General features: G+C 27.2%; 16 protein-coding genes and 1 other annotated feature. Of the genes, 4 read left to right on the forward strand and 12 right to left on the reverse strand.

Annotated elements, in window-relative coordinates; translation table 11 throughout:
• Positions 1 to 87: 87 nt before the first annotated feature.
• The 5 genes from B3603_RS05285 to ymfI all read right to left on the reverse strand — a co-directional run bounded on the left by B3603_RS05285 (position 88) and on the right by ymfI (position 5,088).
• Positions 88 to 1,662 (reverse strand): hypothetical protein, encoded by a 1,575-nt coding sequence (locus B3603_RS05285; protein ID WP_291561585.1) that lies wholly within the window; start codon positions 1,660 to 1,662, stop codon positions 88 to 90.
• 26 nt (positions 1,663 to 1,688) lie between these two features.
• Positions 1,689 to 3,071, reverse strand: a complete 1,383-nt coding sequence (locus tag B3603_RS05290; RefSeq protein ID WP_291561587.1) for a sensor histidine kinase — start codon at positions 3,069 to 3,071, stop codon at positions 1,689 to 1,691.
• Between the two features lies 1 nt (position 3,072).
• Positions 3,073 to 3,762 (reverse strand): response regulator transcription factor, encoded by a 690-nt coding sequence (locus B3603_RS05295; RefSeq protein ID WP_291561590.1) that lies wholly within the window; start codon positions 3,760 to 3,762, stop codon positions 3,073 to 3,075.
• Positions 3,763 to 3,885: 123 nt separating this feature from the next.
• The gene (locus B3603_RS05300; RefSeq protein WP_291561592.1) at positions 3,886 to 4,236 is read right to left on the reverse strand and encodes a hypothetical protein; all 351 of its coding nucleotides are present in this window, start codon (positions 4,234 to 4,236) and stop codon (positions 3,886 to 3,888) included.
• Between the two features lie 111 nt (positions 4,237 to 4,347).
• Positions 4,348 to 5,088 (reverse strand): elongation factor P 5-aminopentanone reductase, encoded by a 741-nt coding sequence (gene ymfI, locus B3603_RS05305; RefSeq protein ID WP_291561594.1) that lies wholly within the window; start codon positions 5,086 to 5,088, stop codon positions 4,348 to 4,350.
• 466 nt (positions 5,089 to 5,554) lie between these two features.
• On the opposite strand from ymfI, the gene B3603_RS05310 reads away from it, so the two are divergent.
• The gene (locus tag B3603_RS05310; protein ID WP_039636582.1) at positions 5,555 to 5,725 is read left to right on the forward strand and encodes a DUF362 domain-containing protein; all 171 of its coding nucleotides are present in this window, start codon (positions 5,555 to 5,557) and stop codon (positions 5,723 to 5,725) included.
• Between the two features lie 233 nt (positions 5,726 to 5,958).
• Here B3603_RS05310 and B3603_RS05315 read toward each other — a convergent pair whose 3' ends face one another.
• From B3603_RS05315 to B3603_RS05330, 4 genes are all read right to left on the reverse strand, one after another.
• Complete coding sequence (locus B3603_RS05315; RefSeq protein WP_291561602.1) at positions 5,959 to 6,819, reverse strand: YitT family protein; 861 nt, start codon at positions 6,817 to 6,819, stop codon at positions 5,959 to 5,961.
• A 535-nt stretch (positions 6,820 to 7,354) separates the two neighbouring features.
• Positions 7,355 to 7,690 carry a hypothetical protein gene (locus tag B3603_RS05320; protein WP_291561603.1) on the reverse strand — a complete coding sequence of 112 codons (336 nt, stop codon included), beginning with the start codon at positions 7,688 to 7,690 and terminating at the stop codon, positions 7,355 to 7,357.
• Positions 7,691 to 7,709: 19 nt separating this feature from the next.
• Positions 7,710 to 8,069 carry a YtxH domain-containing protein gene (locus tag B3603_RS05325; protein ID WP_291561604.1) on the reverse strand — a complete coding sequence of 120 codons (360 nt, stop codon included), beginning with the start codon at positions 8,067 to 8,069 and terminating at the stop codon, positions 7,710 to 7,712.
• A 169-nt stretch (positions 8,070 to 8,238) separates the two neighbouring features.
• The gene (locus B3603_RS05330) at positions 8,239 to 9,060 is read right to left on the reverse strand and encodes a helix-turn-helix domain-containing protein (protein WP_291561608.1); all 822 of its coding nucleotides are present in this window, start codon (positions 9,058 to 9,060) and stop codon (positions 8,239 to 8,241) included.
• Positions 9,061 to 9,849: 789 nt separating this feature from the next.
• Between B3603_RS05330 and B3603_RS05335 the strand changes: the two genes are divergently transcribed.
• Entirely contained in the window at positions 9,850 to 12,207 is a 2,358-nt protein-coding gene (locus tag B3603_RS05335; RefSeq protein WP_291561647.1) for a family 10 glycosylhydrolase, read from the forward strand.
• Between the two features lie 154 nt (positions 12,208 to 12,361).
• Here B3603_RS05335 and asnS read toward each other — a convergent pair whose 3' ends face one another.
• Together asnS and B3603_RS05345 are read right to left on the reverse strand one after the other, a co-directional pair.
• Positions 12,362 to 13,753: an asparagine--tRNA ligase gene (gene asnS / locus B3603_RS05340; RefSeq protein WP_291561650.1), complete on the reverse strand. Its 1,392-nt coding sequence runs from the start codon at positions 13,751 to 13,753 to the stop codon at positions 12,362 to 12,364.
• A gap of 53 nt (positions 13,754 to 13,806) precedes the next feature.
• Positions 13,807 to 14,053: a binding site (T-box leader), on the reverse strand.
• Positions 14,054 to 14,454: 401 nt separating this feature from the next.
• Positions 14,455 to 14,931, reverse strand: coding sequence for a QueT transporter family protein (locus B3603_RS05345; RefSeq protein ID WP_291561652.1), 477 nt, complete (start codon positions 14,929 to 14,931; stop codon positions 14,455 to 14,457).
• Between the two features lie 783 nt (positions 14,932 to 15,714).
• Between B3603_RS05345 and B3603_RS05350 the strand changes: the two genes are divergently transcribed.
• Positions 15,715 to 16,773: a lactonase family protein gene (locus B3603_RS05350; protein WP_291561653.1), complete on the forward strand. Its 1,059-nt coding sequence runs from the start codon at positions 15,715 to 15,717 to the stop codon at positions 16,771 to 16,773.
• A 117-nt stretch (positions 16,774 to 16,890) separates the two neighbouring features.
• On the opposite strand, the gene B3603_RS05355 is transcribed toward B3603_RS05350, so the two are convergent.
• Complete coding sequence (locus B3603_RS05355) at positions 16,891 to 17,373, reverse strand: GNAT family N-acetyltransferase (protein ID WP_291561655.1); 483 nt, start codon at positions 17,371 to 17,373, stop codon at positions 16,891 to 16,893.
• Positions 17,374 to 17,584: 211 nt separating this feature from the next.
• Here B3603_RS05355 and B3603_RS05360 point away from each other — a divergent pair, with 211 nt between their 5' ends.
• Positions 17,585 to 17,812, forward strand: coding sequence for a hypothetical protein (locus tag B3603_RS05360; protein ID WP_291561658.1), 228 nt, complete (start codon positions 17,585 to 17,587; stop codon positions 17,810 to 17,812).
• The last annotated feature ends 83 nt before the right edge of the window (positions 17,813 to 17,895 follow it).

The raw sequence follows: 17,895 nt of genomic DNA on the forward strand, positions 1-17,895 counted from the left end.
TTATTTAGTTATAATTAAACATGCTAAGGAAAATAATTTACCTTAATAACAAGAAAAGACCTAATGCAATAGCATAGGTCTTTTAATTTATTTTTCATTCTTTTGTTCTTCTGCTTTCTTTTCTAAAGACAGTGACTTATTTACTTGATCATCCCACATATCTACATACTCACCAGTTGCCCATTCTGCCATTATAACAGTTTCATTTTCTTTTAGTTTAATTTCCTTAATAGGAGTCTCTTCTAATGTATTTCCCGCTATAGGGTAAACTTGTAGGCTTTCATCAGTAACTACAATAGACATATTTTTGTTCGGTGATGAAAATATATCTTTAGCCTGTGGTATTGATTGTTTTATTTGAGACCAAGGTGCAAATATAGAATCATATTTTAATAAACTTTCAGGCATCAGTGTAGGAATTTCAAAATCTCCATAATTATAAGATAAATTATCATTAGAAAAATTTACTCGTCCCTTCATTACCCATTTTCCATTCTTTCTTACAAGCCCAAAACTATTGAACTGCTCTGCATCCTTTAATTCAAATTTTTTATTGCTTTCTTTATTTTTAGTACTTCCTTGAATTGCTACTTTAAGAGCATCTACTCCTTTATCACCTATAGCCTCTGAAATAGTTATAGCACGATCCTCTCCAGAGTAAATCGTATCTATTGGTATAGTATTTAAAAGACTATACTGATATGCTTGAGCTTCATCCTTTTTATTTCCTTCGCCTTTTACATCTAAGGATACATAATCATTTGAAATAAAATTTATACTTTTTTCAGTATAAAACGAGCTATTATTAATAAAATCTTGTGAAGGTGTTTTGGCTTTTGAGGTCTTTCCTATAGGTGCTGCTGAAATCGAATCATAGAAATAGTTATCACCTTTTATCCGTTTAGAATCAACCTTCCAAAATCCATTTTTTCTTACCAAAAGTATATACGGCAATTCTTTTATTTCCTTTACTTTTCCATCATAACTAATCCATAATGTTCTATAAACAGGAGTCTTAGGCTTTTCTTCTTTATTCCCATAAGGATAGTTGTATTCTTCCTCTACATAAGATTTAAGCCCAATTATAACCCCACTTTGATATCTCTTAAATTTATTAGCGGTTATTACTTCACTAGGTTTTACAGTAACTCCTCTATTAAATTCGTGATTATTAACAATACCTTTATCATCGCTTCCTATCCTTGATAAATAATACAAAGTACTATTCTTCTCAAGAATGGCTTTATCCTCATTTAATAATATAAGCTCTATAAAATAATTATTTGAGCATACAATAGTAACTACTTGAATTTCACTTTCTTCTATTCCTAAATTTTCTGGAATAGTATTATATTTGTTATATATATATTCTAATGAATTCACAACTTTTAGCTTGTATTTAGGATTAATAAAAGTATCGCTTGGAGATATTATCATATCTTTATTAAATGTAATCATTTTATCAACCCATAGTTTAATTGAAGCATCTTCTGGTGCATCTGTATTTAAATATTTATATGTTTCAATCTTCCATTTTCCTAATATAGATGGCTCAATTTTAGGAGATGATATTTTATTAGTTGCTACAAATTCATTATAATTACAAGCTACCAAAGCTAACGCAATTAAACTTACTATAAATATTTTAAAGAATCTCTTCATAATCCCCTCCTTCAATCATTATCAATCTACAATGGCAAGGTTATTATAACTTCTGTTCCTTCACCTAATTTGCTTTTTATATCTAAGCTTCCATTATGCATTTGGATAATTTCATCACAAACAGATAATCCTATACCATTACTAGAGTTAGAATTTTTTCCTTTATAGAATTTTTCCTTAACTTTAGATATCTCATCCTGTGAAATACCTATTCCTGTATCTTTAATACTCATTATAATACTATTTTCTATAACATTGGTATTAAAAATAATTTCTCCTCCAGGGGAAGTAAATTTAATAGCATTATCTAAAATATTTATAAGAACTTGTTTTATCCTATTTTTATCTACAATTATATTAGTCAAATTTTCATCAACATTTACCTTCAATGTTAAATTTTCATTTTTAGCTCTTGGTGTTAATTGCTTTGATAGTGCTAAAATTAATGCTGTTAAATTTGCATTCTCTTTTTTAAGGGTTATTTTTCCTGATAATAGCTTTGAGAAATCTAATAAATCCTCTACTAAGTGAGTTAATCTATCTACTTCCTGCTCTATTATATCTAACCCTTCCTTTATTTCTTCTTCATCTTGAAAATCTGAAGCTTTCAGCACAATTGACCATCCCTTTATAGATGTTAATGGCGTTCTAAGTTCATGAGATACAGAAGCAATAAACTCATTTTTAAGCTTTTCATTCTTCATAATCTCATCTGACATATAATTAAGAGTATCTGCTAATTTTCCAAGCTCATCATCAAAGAACTTAGGTATCTTTTCACTAAAATCTCCTGTTGCCATTTTTTCTGCACCGTAACTTATTTTTTTTAGTGGCTTAGTAATACTATTCGATATAAATAAACTTACAATACTTGAAACTATTATAACAAATATTCCTACTAATAGTGCATATTTAGATGCTTTAGCTACAGTTTTATCAACTTCAGCAGTAGATGCTATAAATCTAAGCGCACCATCTATTTTATTATTATGATTAAGAGCAATAGTCATACTTATAGACGACTCTCCATTAATAGTTAATTTTTCTACTACTATTTTTTCTTTACCTTCTATAACATCCATTAACTTTTCTGGCAAATCAATATTTTCTATATCTATCCCTAAAGAGTCCATCAGTACTTTACCATTTTTGTCGATAATTTGCACTTCTGCACTAGTATTTTCCCAAAATAAATCTACATCATTAGCCGTATTAGCTCGTACTCCTTCAGAAGAAAGATAAGTATTATAAAAATTACTGGAAATAATTATTTGGTTCTTTAAGGTATCATTAAGTCCTGTGTAATAGTAGCTTTTAATTGCAGTTATTACTATTACCTCAACAATAACTATAGTTAACACTATAATAAGTAAATAACTGCCTGAAATTCTTCTCTTAATAGATACCAATTTAATTCTCCTTCCATCTATATCCTGTTCCCCAAATAGTCTCTATAAATTTAGGCTCCGATGGATTATCTTCTATTTTACTTCTTATTCTTCTTATATTAACATCTATAATTTTATTTTCTCCTATATAATTATATCCCCACACCATATCTAAAAGCTCGTCCCTACTAAAAGCTTTATTAGGATTTTCCATGAAAATCTTCATAAGCATATATTCCTTAGGTGTTAAATCAATTTCTATATCATTTTTATAAATTTTTTTACTATATAAATCTATTTTAAAATTACTAGAATATAGATAGTTGCCATCATGATTTTTTTTGCTATACTTAATTCTTCTAAGTAGTGAGTTAATTATAGCAATTAGTTCTAAAGGGTTAAATGGCTTTACTAAATAATGATCTGCTCCAAATTCTAATCCCATTATTCTATCAGTATCTTGTCCTCGAGCAGTTAACATTATAATACCTAACTCTTCGTACTCTTTTTTTAATATTTCACAGACTTTAAATCCATCTATTCCTGGAAGCATTATATCTAGAATAACTACATCTGGTGATTCTTCTCTTGCTTTCTTTATACCATCCTCTCCACTTGCTGCTTCTATAACATCAAAGTTCTCTCGCTTTAAACTTATTTTAAGAAATTTTCTTATAGAAGTTTCATCCTCAACTATTAAAATTCTAGCCATTATCTCGCACCTCCTAAATATCGTAAAAACATAACAATTATAAAACTATTTTTTCTCTTAATTATGTTATAGTATAATATTTTAAAATTAAAAACAAGACCACAAAACTGTGGTCTATTATTACTATTTATCTGACTCTTTTTTAGCGTCCTCATATTCAACATCAATAATGGTAGAATTACCATAATCCATATTATTATCCTTTGATTTACTATATGATGTATGAGAACTTGTAGTATTATGCGGATTATTAGTATATCCCTTTTTTTCCTTAAAGTTTTTATTAAACTCCTTTTGTGATTTATTAAATTTATATCTCCAATAAGCCACAGCTAAAACTATAACTAATAATAAAATCATAACTAATGTAAATATCCCACTTATTACAATGCCTAATACACTTAAAATACTAGGTCCCAATACAATAATTAAAACTATTGCCAATACAGCGTATAATATATTTTTACTATCCATGTCGTATTTTTCCCCTCTTTAAGTAATAACTTTTTCTACTAATTTAATTATAATATAATTTCTTTATATTTTCTCTTTACACTTAAAAGTTTAATGAAATTTTAATAAACCTTATAATATTGCACCATCTACATTTATAATTTGTCCTGTTATGTATTTAGACCCATCACCGGCTAGAAAAACTACTGCTTTTGCCACATCTTCTCCTTCTCCTAATCTCCCTAAAGGTATTTCATCCACCATTGAATTTAATTCTTCTTCACTCATCCAAGAATTCATTTCTGTATTTATAATTCCTGGAGCTACGGCATTAACTCTTATATTACTAGGTGCTAATTCTTTTGCTAATGCCCTAGTAAATAAGTTTACTGCACCTTTAGAAGCAGAATATATTACTTCACAGGATGCACCAACATTTCCCCACATAGATGATATATTTATAATATTTCCACTTTCCTTTGTAATCATGTATTTACACACATGATTACACATATTAAAAATCGCCTTCATATTTGTATTCATTATTGAATCATAATCTTTCTCATCCATATCTATAAAGAGACCAACTTTAGAGATAGCTGCATTATTAACTAATATATCAATTTTACCAAAGTCTTCGATAACTTTGGTTACTAAACTCTTACAAAAGTTATAATCTGAAATATCACCTTTTATTAATATGCCATATCCACCTATTAATTTAATTTCCTCTAAAGTTTTTTCTGCACTCTCATCATCATTTTTATAGTTTAAAATTACACTGGCACCTTCTTTCGACAATTCTAAAGCTATACTTTTTCCTATTCCTCTAGTTCCGCCCGTTATTATGGCTACCTTCCCTTTTAAGCTCATACACTTCATCTCCTACAACATTATTAATTTCTATTTTAAAGCACTTAGCTAAGTCTTTTCAATTTTAGATTACTTTAACTACGTAGTAAAATCTTCAAAATCTTACTTTTTTCTCTTTATTACTACTTATATTGCTAATAAATTAACAACTTGTCATTACAATTTTTTCCATTCATTATTAACATTTAAAATCTATTTTTTATATAAATATATATGAATCTATATAATTTTGAAATAGTTTTCTGAATTTTTTTCTATTTAATCCATATAAATCAATTATTTAAATATGTTATATTAATATTTTGAGGTTTATAATCAATAAAATTTAATAATTTAAGATTATTCTTAATTTTCTTAATATTACTTCTTATTTTGATTTAATTCAAAATATTTGTATAAATACTTTATTATTGTTAAAAGTTATGTTATTATATTGTTGAATTAGAAATAAGGGAGGGTTTTTGTTATGGCTTATAAAATAGTTGATGCTTGTATTAGCTGCGGAGCTTGTGAATCTGAGTGCCCAGTTAACTGTATAAGTGCTGGAGACGGATTATATGTTATAGATCCAAACACTTGTATCGAGTGTGGTGCTTGCGCTAGCGTTTGCCCAGTTGGAGCTCCAGTTCAAGAATAATTGAACATATAATATAAAAAGTACAAGCTATTAACTAAATTAATAGCTTGTGTTTTTTATTTTTAGAATAAAATTATGCAATTGAGAATTGAAAATGGANNTATAAAAGAGAAGTATCAATAATTCTCCATTGTCAATCGCCAATTCTCAATTATATAATATAGAAATTTAAATAATTAATAACATAATTATTTAAATATATAGATTAAATTTGAAAGTAGTGCATCTATATATTATTCCTTTAACTCTGTAAACCCATTGCCTAATATTTCATGAACATGATATGTTATAATAAATGCCTTTGGATCAATTTCCTTTATAAAATTCTTAAGTCTTAAAAATTCTTTTTTTCCTAAAACTGTAGTTATAATTTCCTTTTTCTCAAGTGTGTAAGCTCCCTTCGCATCGTATAAAGTTGCTCCTCTTTCTAAATCTTCGATTATAAATCTTTGAATTTCTAGTCCCTTTTCACTTACTATTTCTATTTTTTTAATTACATTAAAGCCTCCTATAACGTAATCAATTGTAAACCCATTGATAATAACTCCTAATAATGAATACATACCTATAAGTGGACCAAAAGCAGCTATTGCTAAAACTGTTATAATAAAATCAGTAATCAATAATCCTTTGCCTATATCTATATGTAAATATTTATTAAGTATTTTAGCTATAATATCTGTACCACCTGTAGAAGCATTCTGATTAAACACTATTGCCATACCAATGGCACTTATTAATATCCCAAAAACTAAATTTAAAAATATATCGTTAGCTATTGGTCCCTTCATAGGAATAAAGGTTTCAAAAGTGGAAATTAATCCAGCTAAAGTTAAGCTGCAATATATAGATTTAACCCCAAAACTTGCCCCTATAAATATGAAGCCTATAATATATAATATTGCATCTAGTCCAAGCATTATTATCCCTACATTTAGCATAGGTATATAGTTATTAATAATAATAGCTAATCCAGAAACTCCTCCAGCAGCTATTTTATTTTGCATTAAGAAAAAGTATAGTCCTGAAGCTAAAAAAATAAGTCCAATTGTTATAAATATAAATTCTTTTAAAAGCTTTTTCTTATTATTCACACTATTACTCCCTTTTTAATTTTAATACTAATTTTTATCATATTTCTATTTAAAATATGATGAAAGCAATTATAAAGTCCCATATAAATAAATTTTTAAGGTATTATATAATCTCTTTTCTTTTATTCACATATATTTTATCCATAAAAACTCCTAATAACCCTATGAATATAATAGTTCTAAAATTAATATATGTGAAAATAATTTATGCTTTTTAATATTTTAATCAGAACTATTAAATTCTCAATAGGCAGTTTACACCTTATAATTAAGGATTATATTTTAAACTAAATCTTTATAAAAATTAATCTGCATATATTTAATTTTATCATCAATTATCAATTAGTTAAAATATTTTTTTATTTTTCTTGCAATAATTTATTTTTTTAAATTTTGTTCATATATCTCTATATACTCTAAGTACAAATTTAGCCATAAAAATAAAAAGCTATGATAAGTTTATGAATTTACATAAATTTATCATAGCTTTTAAATACAGTTTTTAGGTATTCAAATAATACCTATGTTACTATTTTTATTTTAAAAATACATCTTTTATTATTGCAAATACATCTTTACCAATTTGAAGATATTCTGATATATTTTCTTTAGTATCAATAACATCTGCAGTAGTTGATGTAACTACCTCACTTACATCCTTTAGATTCTCAGTTAATGTAACCACATTATCCGATGCTTCTGGTAAAGAACTCATAAGCTTATTTATATTGTGTTCGTTGTTCCCAATAACGCCATCTATTTTACCTATAAATTTAATAGCTTTATTTAAAAATATTATAAGAAAAACTAGAGCAACAGCACCTAATAAGCTAAGTATTATAAAAAATAAATTTTCAACTGAAATATACATTAATATCACCTAGCTTAAATTATTCTTCTATTTTTTCTTCCGCTACTTCTTCTACTTCCTCACTGCAATCACAAGATTCTGTTACTTCTTCACAACAAGGCTTTTTACAAACTTTCTTTTCAGCTATATATTTAGATATTTTATCTTTAGCTTCAAGTGCATTTTCCTTTACTTCAACAGTTTTAACTTTTAAATTTTCATTAACTTCTTTAGCTTTTACTTTTATATTTTCTCTTGTTTCTTTTCCTGATTTAGGTGCTAGCATTAGTCCCCCAACTACACCAGCAACTGTTCCAACTGCAAGTTTTTTAGCAGTATTTAATCTTTCTTTTCTTATTTTTTCTCTCTTTTTTTGTTCTAATTTAGCTTTTAAGCTCATTATATATCCCTCCTAATGATCTTTCATTGCAACCCTTAATTTAATAATGTTTTATCAAATTTTTTAAATTTATTTTATGATAAAAACTTGTTTAAAACAATGAAGTATTTTGTTTATATAAGTATTTTTATATCATAAAAGATAATATTTTGTATTGTAAAAAAAAGACCTAATTATATTTATTAAAGAGTTCTGATGGACAATTACCATAAAATTCTTTGAATTCCTTAATAAAATGTGGTTGGTCATAATATCCATTTTCTAAAGCCAATTCACAAAGTGGCATTTCCTTTAAAGACGTAATATCTTTTAAAGTATTTTGAAATCTTACTATCCTGCAAAATAATTTTGGGCTTATCCCTATCCAATTATTATATTTACGAAATAAGGATTTGCTACTAATATTTAGATTATTGGCAACCTCATTAACAGATACTTGTCCTTTAGCATCATAAATATAATTTAAAGAATTTTGAACTATTGGATCCAATTTAAGGTCCATTTTATTTATAAGTAAACTTTTTATATAAGCCTCAATTAATTCTATCTTGTCATATATAAATATTTTTTTAGATAATTCATCATTAATCTTTAGTAGTATGTCTCCCCAAAAATATTTTAGTGGTATTGTTTTATCTAGAAATTCACTTGCCGGACAATTAAAAATTAGTCCACTAGTACCAGGATAAAGTCTTATACCAAAAAGTTCTCTATGATTTTTTATTACAAAACAAGATGGTTTCTTATTTAATCCTATTAATAGGCTATTATCATCGAAAGGTTTATTATAGTCACTAAATACTAAGTTAATACATCCATCTGGTAATACTCTTATATAATAATCTCCATCTATGTCTTTATTAGTTTTTAAATACCAATAGCAGCATATATAGGGTTTAAGTTCTTCGGAGGGTTTGTATTCTTTATATATAAAATCATTAAAGCCATCAACATTTAATAATGGCATTTGAATAGATTTATAATTATACATGTTCCTCCCTCCAATTACATAGATTAGTATAAATTGCTTAATAATTATTATACTACGTTTTTACAGGTAATTATTACAAAATAAAAACTTTTTAAATAATTAAAGACAAAAATCTCTAAATAAATTATAAAAATAATTAATTAAGATATGTTAAGCAAGTCATTTCTATGTATTCTTAATTTTTTTCCATTTTTATAATTTAAGCAATGGCCTTTTATTGTACAGTATTTACTATTTATCTTCATAAACCATATATAGGTAGATATAGTATAAACATAAACGAGTATCAAACAAATAACCATGCAACATGAGCTAAAATATTTTCTCTATTTTGGTTGAAATTTGTAATTTTTCATTGTACTATTTAAATATGCAGATATATCAAGTAAAATTTTAGATTATTTTACATAATAATTTATATATGGATAAACTAATTAAAAATCCAATATATAGACTAGCAGTTTACGCTATTAAATATTTATCTCTGCACTTTAATCAATAGAAAATTGAAACTAAATGACTTACATACATATTGATTATAAAGCGGAAATTATGAAGGAAATTAGTTTTAATTAAACTAATTTCCTTAATTAATTTTGATTATAATTATAAATTTTGAATTTATGATTTATATATTTAATAATATAGTCTCTTAAATACCTTACCTATGTTTTATTTTAATTTAATTAAAATTTCTACGATATTTATGTAAAGTAATTATTTTAGTTTGCTTTCTTTACAGAATAGCTCTCTTTGGTATATCTATATAATTACTATTGGAGGTGTGAAATGAATAAATTAAAGGTAATATTTTTATCACTATGTATAATACTCTCAAGCTTTAATATGGAAGTATTTGCAGCAAATGATACTAAGGAAATGAGGGCAGTATGGATATCAACAGTTTATAATATTGATTGGCCTAGTACAAAGAATAACGAATCTGCTCAAAAACAAGAATATATAAAATTATTGGACAAGTTTAAAAGCATTGGTATAAACACTGTTGTTGTTCAAGTAAGACCTAAGGGAGATGCCATATATTCCTCTTCTATAAACCCATGGTCAGAATACTTAACTGGAAGTCAAGGTAAAAATCCTGGATATGATCCACTTCCATTCTTAATAGATGAAGCTCATAAAAGAGGTATGGATTTTCATGCATGGTTTAATCCATACAGAATAACAACTAATTCTGCTGATCTTAATTCATTAGCATCTACTCATCCTGCAAGATTACATCCTAATTGGGTGATAAAATATAAAAATGGTGCTTATGATGCATTGATGTATAATCCAGGACTGCCTGAAGCTAGAAAGCATATTGTAGATACAGTATTAGAAGTAGTAAAAAAATATGATGTAGATGGAATACATTTTGATGATTACTTCTACAAAGATGGAATGAATGATGAGGCTGCTTATAATAAATATGGTAATGGAAAAAACAAAAATGATTGGAGAAGAGAAAACGTAAATCTTCTATTAAGTGATGTAAAATCCGCTATAAAAAGCGTAAATCCTAAAGTTGTATTTGGTGTAAGTCCAAGTGGAATTTGGAGAAATAAACCTAACGATCCAACTGGTTCAGATACAAAGGGAAATGAAAGTTATTCAAGCAGTTACGCTGATTCAAGAGCTTGGATACAAAGAGGTCTTGTTGACTATATTGTTCCTCAAATATATTGGACAATTGGATTTGGCATAGCAGATTATTCAAAACTAGTTTCATGGTGGTCAAATGAAGTAGCAAATACTAATGTAGATTTATATATAGGACAAGGTATCTACAGACAAGGTGGAAGCGATAGTCTTAATGTAGCTAAAGAAATAAAACAACAAGTAACTTTAAACAGAAAATATAAAGAAATTAAAGGTAGTATGTATTTTTCAGCTAGAGATATCATAAATAATCAACAACTTCAAAACGATATAAAATCACTTTATACAGATTCAGTACCTAATCCAGAACCTGTGCCTAAACCAGATCCTGTACCTAATCCAGAACCTTTACCTAAGCCAGAGCCTGTACAAAAAATACAAATGGTTAATACAGATTCTCTAAATGTAAGAAGCGGCCCTGGAACAACTTATTCTGTAATTGGCTCTTTAAATAAAGGTATTAAAGTAAAAGTATTATCTGAAGGTAATGGCTGGTCAAAAATTAATTATAATAATGTCATTGGATATGTATCTACTACATATTTGAGTAATATTAATACACCTTCAATACCTGTTAAATCACTTCAAGGTAATAATAGATTTGATACTGCTGTATCAATCAGCAAAGAAGGATGGCCAACTGGAGCAGAGACTGTAATTATAACAAGTGCAAATTCAATAATTGATGGAGTTACATCTACGCCGTTAGCTTCAGTTAAAGATGCACCTATTTTATTAGCCAATAAAAATAATATACCTAGTTCAACTGAAAATGAATTAAAAAGGTTAAAACCCAATAACATTATAATTGTTGGCGGAGATGGTGTCGTAGATAATACTGTATATAAGTATATTCAATCAATTCTACCAAATTGTAAATTAAATAGAATTGGAGGAATAAATAGATATGAAACTTCTCTTAGGGTAGCTAATGAGATATCAAAATATGTATCTATAGATAAGGTATATATTGCTGGTGGCAGTGGCGAAGCTGATGCATTATCTATCGCTTCAAAAGCTGGTTCAGATAAACAACCAATCATATTAACAGAAAAAAATGTTTTACCAAATAATATTTACAATTGGTTAAATGATAAAAATGTAAAAGACTCTTATTTTATAGGTGGAAATGGTGTTATATCTGATGCTGTAATAAATAAAGTAAATTCTATAACTACAAACAATGTTTCAAATAATAGAATTAATGGTGCCAATAGAGAAGAAACTAATTCGAAAGTACTGCAAAAGTTCTACCCAAATTCAAATTATGATTCTCTATTTGTAACAAAAAGCAATCCACTAATAGATGCTTTAACTGCTGGCCCTTTAGCATCAAAAAATAACTCACCTATAATTATACTTGGTGATAATTTAGCAAAGGAACAAGAAAGCATAATTAAAAATAAAAAATTCAGTAAAATATATAAAGTTGGTGGAGATATAAAGCAAGCTAGTTTTAATGCTTTATTAAATACATTAAATTAAAACAATAAAATTATAAGTAAAACCTATTTTCTATAAATTTATTTCAAATATGAAGGATACAAAAAATAAATTTATCCTATTAAAAGCTAGCATTTTTATGCTTAATATATAAGGGGCAAAACCTAGGTTTTGCCCCTTATATATTAAAGTTTTATTAAAATTCAGCAGTTCCTGTAGTTCTTGGGAAAGGTATAACATCTCTGATGTTACTTACACCAGTTACATACATTATCATTCTTTCAAATCCTAAGCCAAAACCTGAATGTTTTGTTCCGCCATATTTTCTTAACTCTAGATACCACCAGTAATCTTCTTTTTTAAGTCCTAGTTCTTCCATTCTCTTTTCAAGAATATCCAGTCTTTCTTCCCTTTGGCTTCCTCCTATGATTTCACCTATACCTGGAACTAATAAGTCCATTGCTGCAACAGTTTTATTATCATCATTTATTCTCATATAGAAGGATTTAATTTCCTTTGGATAGTCAGTAACAAATACTGGTTTTTTAAATACTTCTTCTGTAATATATCTTTCATGTTCTGTTTGTAAATCAGCGCCCCACTCTACTTTATATTGGAACTCTTTATCTGCTTTCTTTAACAGTTCTATAGCTTCAGTATAAGTTATACGAGCAAAATCAGAATTTACTACATTATTTAATCTTGGTTTTAGTCCTTTATCTATGAAACTATTAAAGAATTCCATTTCCTCTGGAGCATTTTCCATTACAAAATTTATGATATATTTTATCATGTCTTCTGCAAGGTCCATATCATCTTTAAGGTCAGCAAAAGCTATTTCAGGCTCTACCATCCAAAATTCAGCAGCATGTCTAGCAGTATTTGAATTTTCAGATCTAAAAGTTGGACCAAAAGTATACACATTTCTAAATGCTAATGCATAAGCTTCAGCTTCCAACTGACCACTAACTGTTAAATTAGTTTCTTTTCCAAAGAAGTCTTCATTAAAGTTTACTGTTCCATCTTCATTTCTAGGAATATTATCTAAATCCATAGTTGAGACTCTAAACATTTCTCCTGCACCTTCAGCGTCACTTCCTGTGATTATTGGAGTGTGTGTATAAACAAAGCCTCTTTCTTGGAAAAACTTATGAATAGCATAAGCTGTTAATGAACGTACTCTAAATACTGCTGAAAAAGCATTGCTTCTTGGCCTTAAATGAGCAATAGTTCTTAAGAATTCAAAACTATGTCTTTTCTTTTGTAGAGGATAATCTGATGATGATTCCCCTTCTATAATAATTTTGGTAGCTTTTAGTTCAAAAGGTTGTTTAGCTTCTGGAGTCAATACAAGTTTTCCTTCTACAGTAATTGAAGAACTTATGGTAAGTTTTGATATTTCTGCAAAATTCTCTAATTCTTCCTCAAATACTACTTGAATATTTTTAAAGAAACTTCCATCATTTACTTCTATAAAGCCAAAATTTTTAGAAGCTCTTAAAGTTCTAATCCAACCACTTATAGAGATCATTTGATCACTATATTTTTCTTTTTCTCTGTAAATTTGTTTTACTAATATTTTTTCCATACAGTTTTCCTCCTTTAAAATTTCATATAAATATAAAAAAACCCTTCATCCCTAATAGGGACGAAAGGTTAACTATTCCGCGGTACCACCCAGATTGTCATAAAATGACCTCTTTACAGTACAGATTATAATCGATACTGTTTAATTTATAACGGTTTAATTCCGTCTAAGCCTACTTTCATAACAATTTCGGTTAGAAGCTCTGAGATGTTCTTCAACATAAGTTTCATATTGACCTCCCACCACCGTCAACTCGCTTAAATTACCTCTCATATCTACTCTTCTCTTCATTGCTTTTAATTTACATTATTTATATTATATGCAAAAATTATTTTTAAATACTAGTAATTATTATATAGCTTAAATATATAGTTGTCAAATATTTTATAAAATATAAATGTAAATATATCTTGTCTTTTTTATAAAACATTATTCTTATTAATTTAAAATAAATTTTACCATAGAAAAAATTAATATAACTATAATATTTTTGTAGATTTTTTAATTCGTCTAATCAATAATTACTCCTATAAAATATATTGGACTTTATTAATCTACTTCAATATTAAGTAACCTATACTTTATAGTATATACAATCCTTCATAATAATTTACTAGTAAAAATAAATTTAATTTTTTAATTCTATAAAATCTTATATATAAAGTTAAGACCATAAGATAAAAATCCTATGGTCTTAACTTTTATTCACTGATCTTTAATATATCTCTTAAACTTTTGTCCTTTAATACTAATTTAAATACAGGTACACCTATTATAGTTACTACCACAAACTCACCTACACCAACTTGAAGTGCGGATAAAACTAATGGTAAATTAAACGCATAATAAAGCATAGCTCCTATCATTATCGCGTTTACTATTGTAGGATATAATGATGCTATAATCATATTTTTACTTTTACTCATAGCAAAAGTTGCTATAAAGGTTGCTGCAGTTCCTACAATTACATCTATAACACCAACAGGGCTGAAAAGATTAGCAATACCGCATCCTAAAGTAAGTGCTGGTACATATAACGGATCTATAAATGCTAACAAAGTCATTATCTCTGATAATCTAAATTGTATTGCCCCAAAGGATATCGGTGCTAAAACATATGTAATAACTGCATATATTGCTGCCACCAATGAAACCTTTAATAGTTTTTTAGTATCCATACCTTTTTCCTCCTAAAAAATATTAAATAATTTCAAAGCCTTTTAACATTAAACTTAACTGCGGCGCAATACTAATAAAGCTATTTATTTCAATAACTTTTCATATCCCTATTTACTTTAGAAATAATATTCCCAACTTTTCACTTTACAATTCACAAATTTCAATATTAAGATTATAAATATTTATATGAGTAAAGCTTTTTAATTTACTTTTAACAAAATAAAAATCATATCTTTATTTTTTAATATAAATTAAAATTAATAGCTAATTTAAAATTGTAAATTGTTTAAGTTATGTAGACTTTTAATGTAATATGCTTTCTAAAAAATAAAATAACGCTGTCATTAGGACAGCGTTTCTACTCTTTTGAGATAACTCTAATAATCCTAATAAAATGTTAGAATTAAAAAGATTGCTGCCGTAGTTTTATTTAAAGACAGGAGGCTTCCGAACTGTCTAATTAATTTTAACAAATAATATTATATATTATAAAACTTTATAAATCAAGGAGTATAGTCTATAAGTAATAAATTAACTTTTTAAAAACTTCTAACATTTTTATTAAATGTTATGTTTTCCGTTAGCAAATATGTTTGCAAAGCTGAAAGTATTTTACAATAACTATACTTTACTAATTCAAATTATAGATAAAAGCAGAAGACCTGATACAAATATTTAATGAATAAATCTTTTAATTAATAACATGCCATTTTATAAATAATACATATAATAAATTATAGTTAAATTTGAAATTAAGCTATAATTTAAAGGAGATTGATAAAATGTTTTATAATGAAGATAACTGTATCAGTATGGTATTTTCTATGACTAATGAATTAGATAATAGCGTTGTTGCCTTAATGAGAGATAGTATGGGAACTCTTTCTTGTCCAAAAGTTTATAAAACAGGAGGAAGCGGGACAGGCTTACAGCAAGTAGATCCCCTAGGATCCCAAGGTTCAATTACTTTATCATCTGATGGCCGGTTTCTCTTTGTAGTTAACGCTGGTAGTAATAGCATAAGCACCTTTCATATATGTGAATGGGGCCTTACTCTTGTTTCTGTAGTACCATCCGGTGGAGTTTTCCCTAACAGCTTAACTGTAAATAACCACAATCTTTATGTAACTAATTCTGGCAATCCGCCTCAAATTCCTGCCAATGTTACTGGTTTTCATATTAAATCAGATGGACACCTTAGTATTATAAGTGGTTCTCAAAAGCCATTAAGTTCAGATAATGCTCAATCAAAATGTATTGTTTCAAGTGTTTTCGGTGATAAACTTGTTGTAAGCGAAGGAGTAACCAATAATCTCAGCGTTTATGAAGTAAATCGCGATGGAAGTCTAGAAGGTCCAATTGTAAATCCTTCTAATGGTATAGGTCCTTTTGGCTCAGCTTATCTCAATAACAATCTTTTGCTAGTTACTGAGGTAACTACAAATGCATTATCATCATATAAGGTTACAGATAATGGTATTCTTAATGTTATTAGTGGTTCTGTCCTAAATAATCAATCAGCAACTTGTTGGGTTTCAGTTACTCCTAATGAGAATCGTGCTTATACCTCTAACGCTGGTAACGGTACAATAACTCTCTATAATATTAATCATGAAGGTGTTTTGACTGTTGTTGAAAGTATACCAAGTACACCTAATAGAACAGGATCTCCAATTGATAGTGGAATAGACCTATGTGGCCAGAACTTTTATGTTTTAAATGGTGGTGAAGGCTCAATCAGTGTATTTGAAATTGAGGAAGATGGACATTTAGTTCTATTACAAATATTCCAAGATACAAGACTACCAAAAATTGGTGCACAAGGAATGGCAATATTCTAGATATGAATAGTTAATATTTTGTCTGTTTAATATCTGACAATTATAACTTATTTAGATTTCCCGGCGAACATTGTTCGCCCCTACATAAACTATGCTTTATTCTATCTTAAATAATAATTAAACTATGTTTTTTAATGTTATCAGTGCATTTAATTTATCATTTGTTTCTTCTATTTTTGCTCCATTTTTTATCCAGATACTTTTAGACGCTATATTATCATCTTTTATAGTAGCTGATAGATATTTTATTCCTTTTTCTCTTGCCAAATTTAATACCTGAGAAAATGCATAACTTGTATATCCATTCCCCCAATATTTACTACTAATCCAATATCCTACTTGTGCCTTTTGTTCTTTAATATCTTGATAGCTTAATGATATTGTTCCTATTGCAATATCCCTTAAAACAATGGCAAATATTTCAGCATTTTTATTTTGACACCATTGTTTATTATAATCTATAAATTCTGATTTAGATATTTTATTTTCACTTGAATCCAAAGCATTTTTTAACTCATGATCATTGTTTAAAATATCTACAAGTTGCATTGCATAATCATCATTTATACTCTTAATAAATATATTGTTACATATTTTCATATAATTTCTACCCCTTTAATTCTACTATTTTTAATATAACAAATATAAATAAAAAACATTGTTTAGATTTAATTATAGCATCTTTATCTATTCTTCAATTCTTCTATAGAATACTTATTATTAATAATATTAAATTATTTTACCTTTATCTCTATTTGATTTATTTTTACTTATATGGTAAAATATCGTCAAAAAAGGGGGATTAATTATTATGTATAATAAAATATTAAGCTTTAAAATTGCTTGTATATGCGATACTGAAATAACTATTACAGAATCTAACTTTGATAATATTGTTGATAATGGGCTAACTTGTCCAGTATGTGACTATTCTCTAACTTTTGACGCTCAAGAAGTAATTTCTAAACTCCAAACATTTAACGAAGCATCAAAAGAACTTGATGAACTTTTAGAGGGATACCCTCAAGTAACTATTTAATCATTATTACAGTAGTCTTCTTGACTCTAGTATTTATATTATTTTAATGTTCTATTATTATATAAGTTAATAAAAACTCCTTT

Source organism: Clostridium sp. UBA2485, assembly GCF_002341865.1.
Taxonomy (GTDB): domain Bacteria; phylum Bacillota; class Clostridia; order Clostridiales; family Clostridiaceae; genus Clostridium_J.

What these genes read in the sequence shown, in the direction of transcription:
- B3603_RS05285 (WP_291561585.1), bottom strand. Translation starts at nt 1,662, where the DNA reads ATGAAGAGATTCTTTAAAATATTTATAGTAAGTTTAATTGCGTTAGCT.
- B3603_RS05295 (WP_291561590.1), bottom strand. Translation starts at nt 3,762, where the DNA reads ATGGCTAGAATTTTAATAGTTGAGGATGAAACTTCTATAAGAAAATTT.
- B3603_RS05300 (WP_291561592.1), bottom strand. Translation starts at nt 4,236, where the DNA reads ATGGATAGTAAAAATATATTATACGCTGTATTGGCAATAGTTTTAATT.
- ymfI (WP_291561594.1), bottom strand. Translation starts at nt 5,088, where the DNA reads ATGAGCTTAAAAGGGAAGGTAGCCATAATAACGGGCGGAACTAGAGGA.
- B3603_RS05310 (WP_039636582.1), top strand. Translation starts at nt 5,555, where the DNA reads ATGGCTTATAAAATAGTTGATGCTTGTATTAGCTGCGGAGCTTGTGAA.
- B3603_RS05320 (WP_291561603.1), bottom strand. Translation starts at nt 7,690, where the DNA reads ATGTATATTTCAGTTGAAAATTTATTTTTTATAATACTTAGCTTATTA.
- B3603_RS05325 (WP_291561604.1), bottom strand. Translation starts at nt 8,069, where the DNA reads ATGAGCTTAAAAGCTAAATTAGAACAAAAAAAGAGAGAAAAAATAAGA.
- B3603_RS05330 (WP_291561608.1), bottom strand. Translation starts at nt 9,060, where the DNA reads ATGTATAATTATAAATCTATTCAAATGCCATTATTAAATGTTGATGGC.
- B3603_RS05335 (WP_291561647.1), top strand. Translation starts at nt 9,850, where the DNA reads ATGAATAAATTAAAGGTAATATTTTTATCACTATGTATAATACTCTCA.
- asnS (WP_291561650.1), bottom strand. Translation starts at nt 13,753, where the DNA reads ATGGAAAAAATATTAGTAAAACAAATTTACAGAGAAAAAGAAAAATAT.
- B3603_RS05345 (WP_291561652.1), bottom strand. Translation starts at nt 14,931, where the DNA reads ATGGATACTAAAAAACTATTAAAGGTTTCATTGGTGGCAGCAATATAT.
- B3603_RS05350 (WP_291561653.1), top strand. Translation starts at nt 15,715, where the DNA reads ATGTTTTATAATGAAGATAACTGTATCAGTATGGTATTTTCTATGACT.
- B3603_RS05355 (WP_291561655.1), bottom strand. Translation starts at nt 17,373, where the DNA reads ATGAAAATATGTAACAATATATTTATTAAGAGTATAAATGATGATTAT.
- B3603_RS05360 (WP_291561658.1), top strand. Translation starts at nt 17,585, where the DNA reads ATGTATAATAAAATATTAAGCTTTAAAATTGCTTGTATATGCGATACT.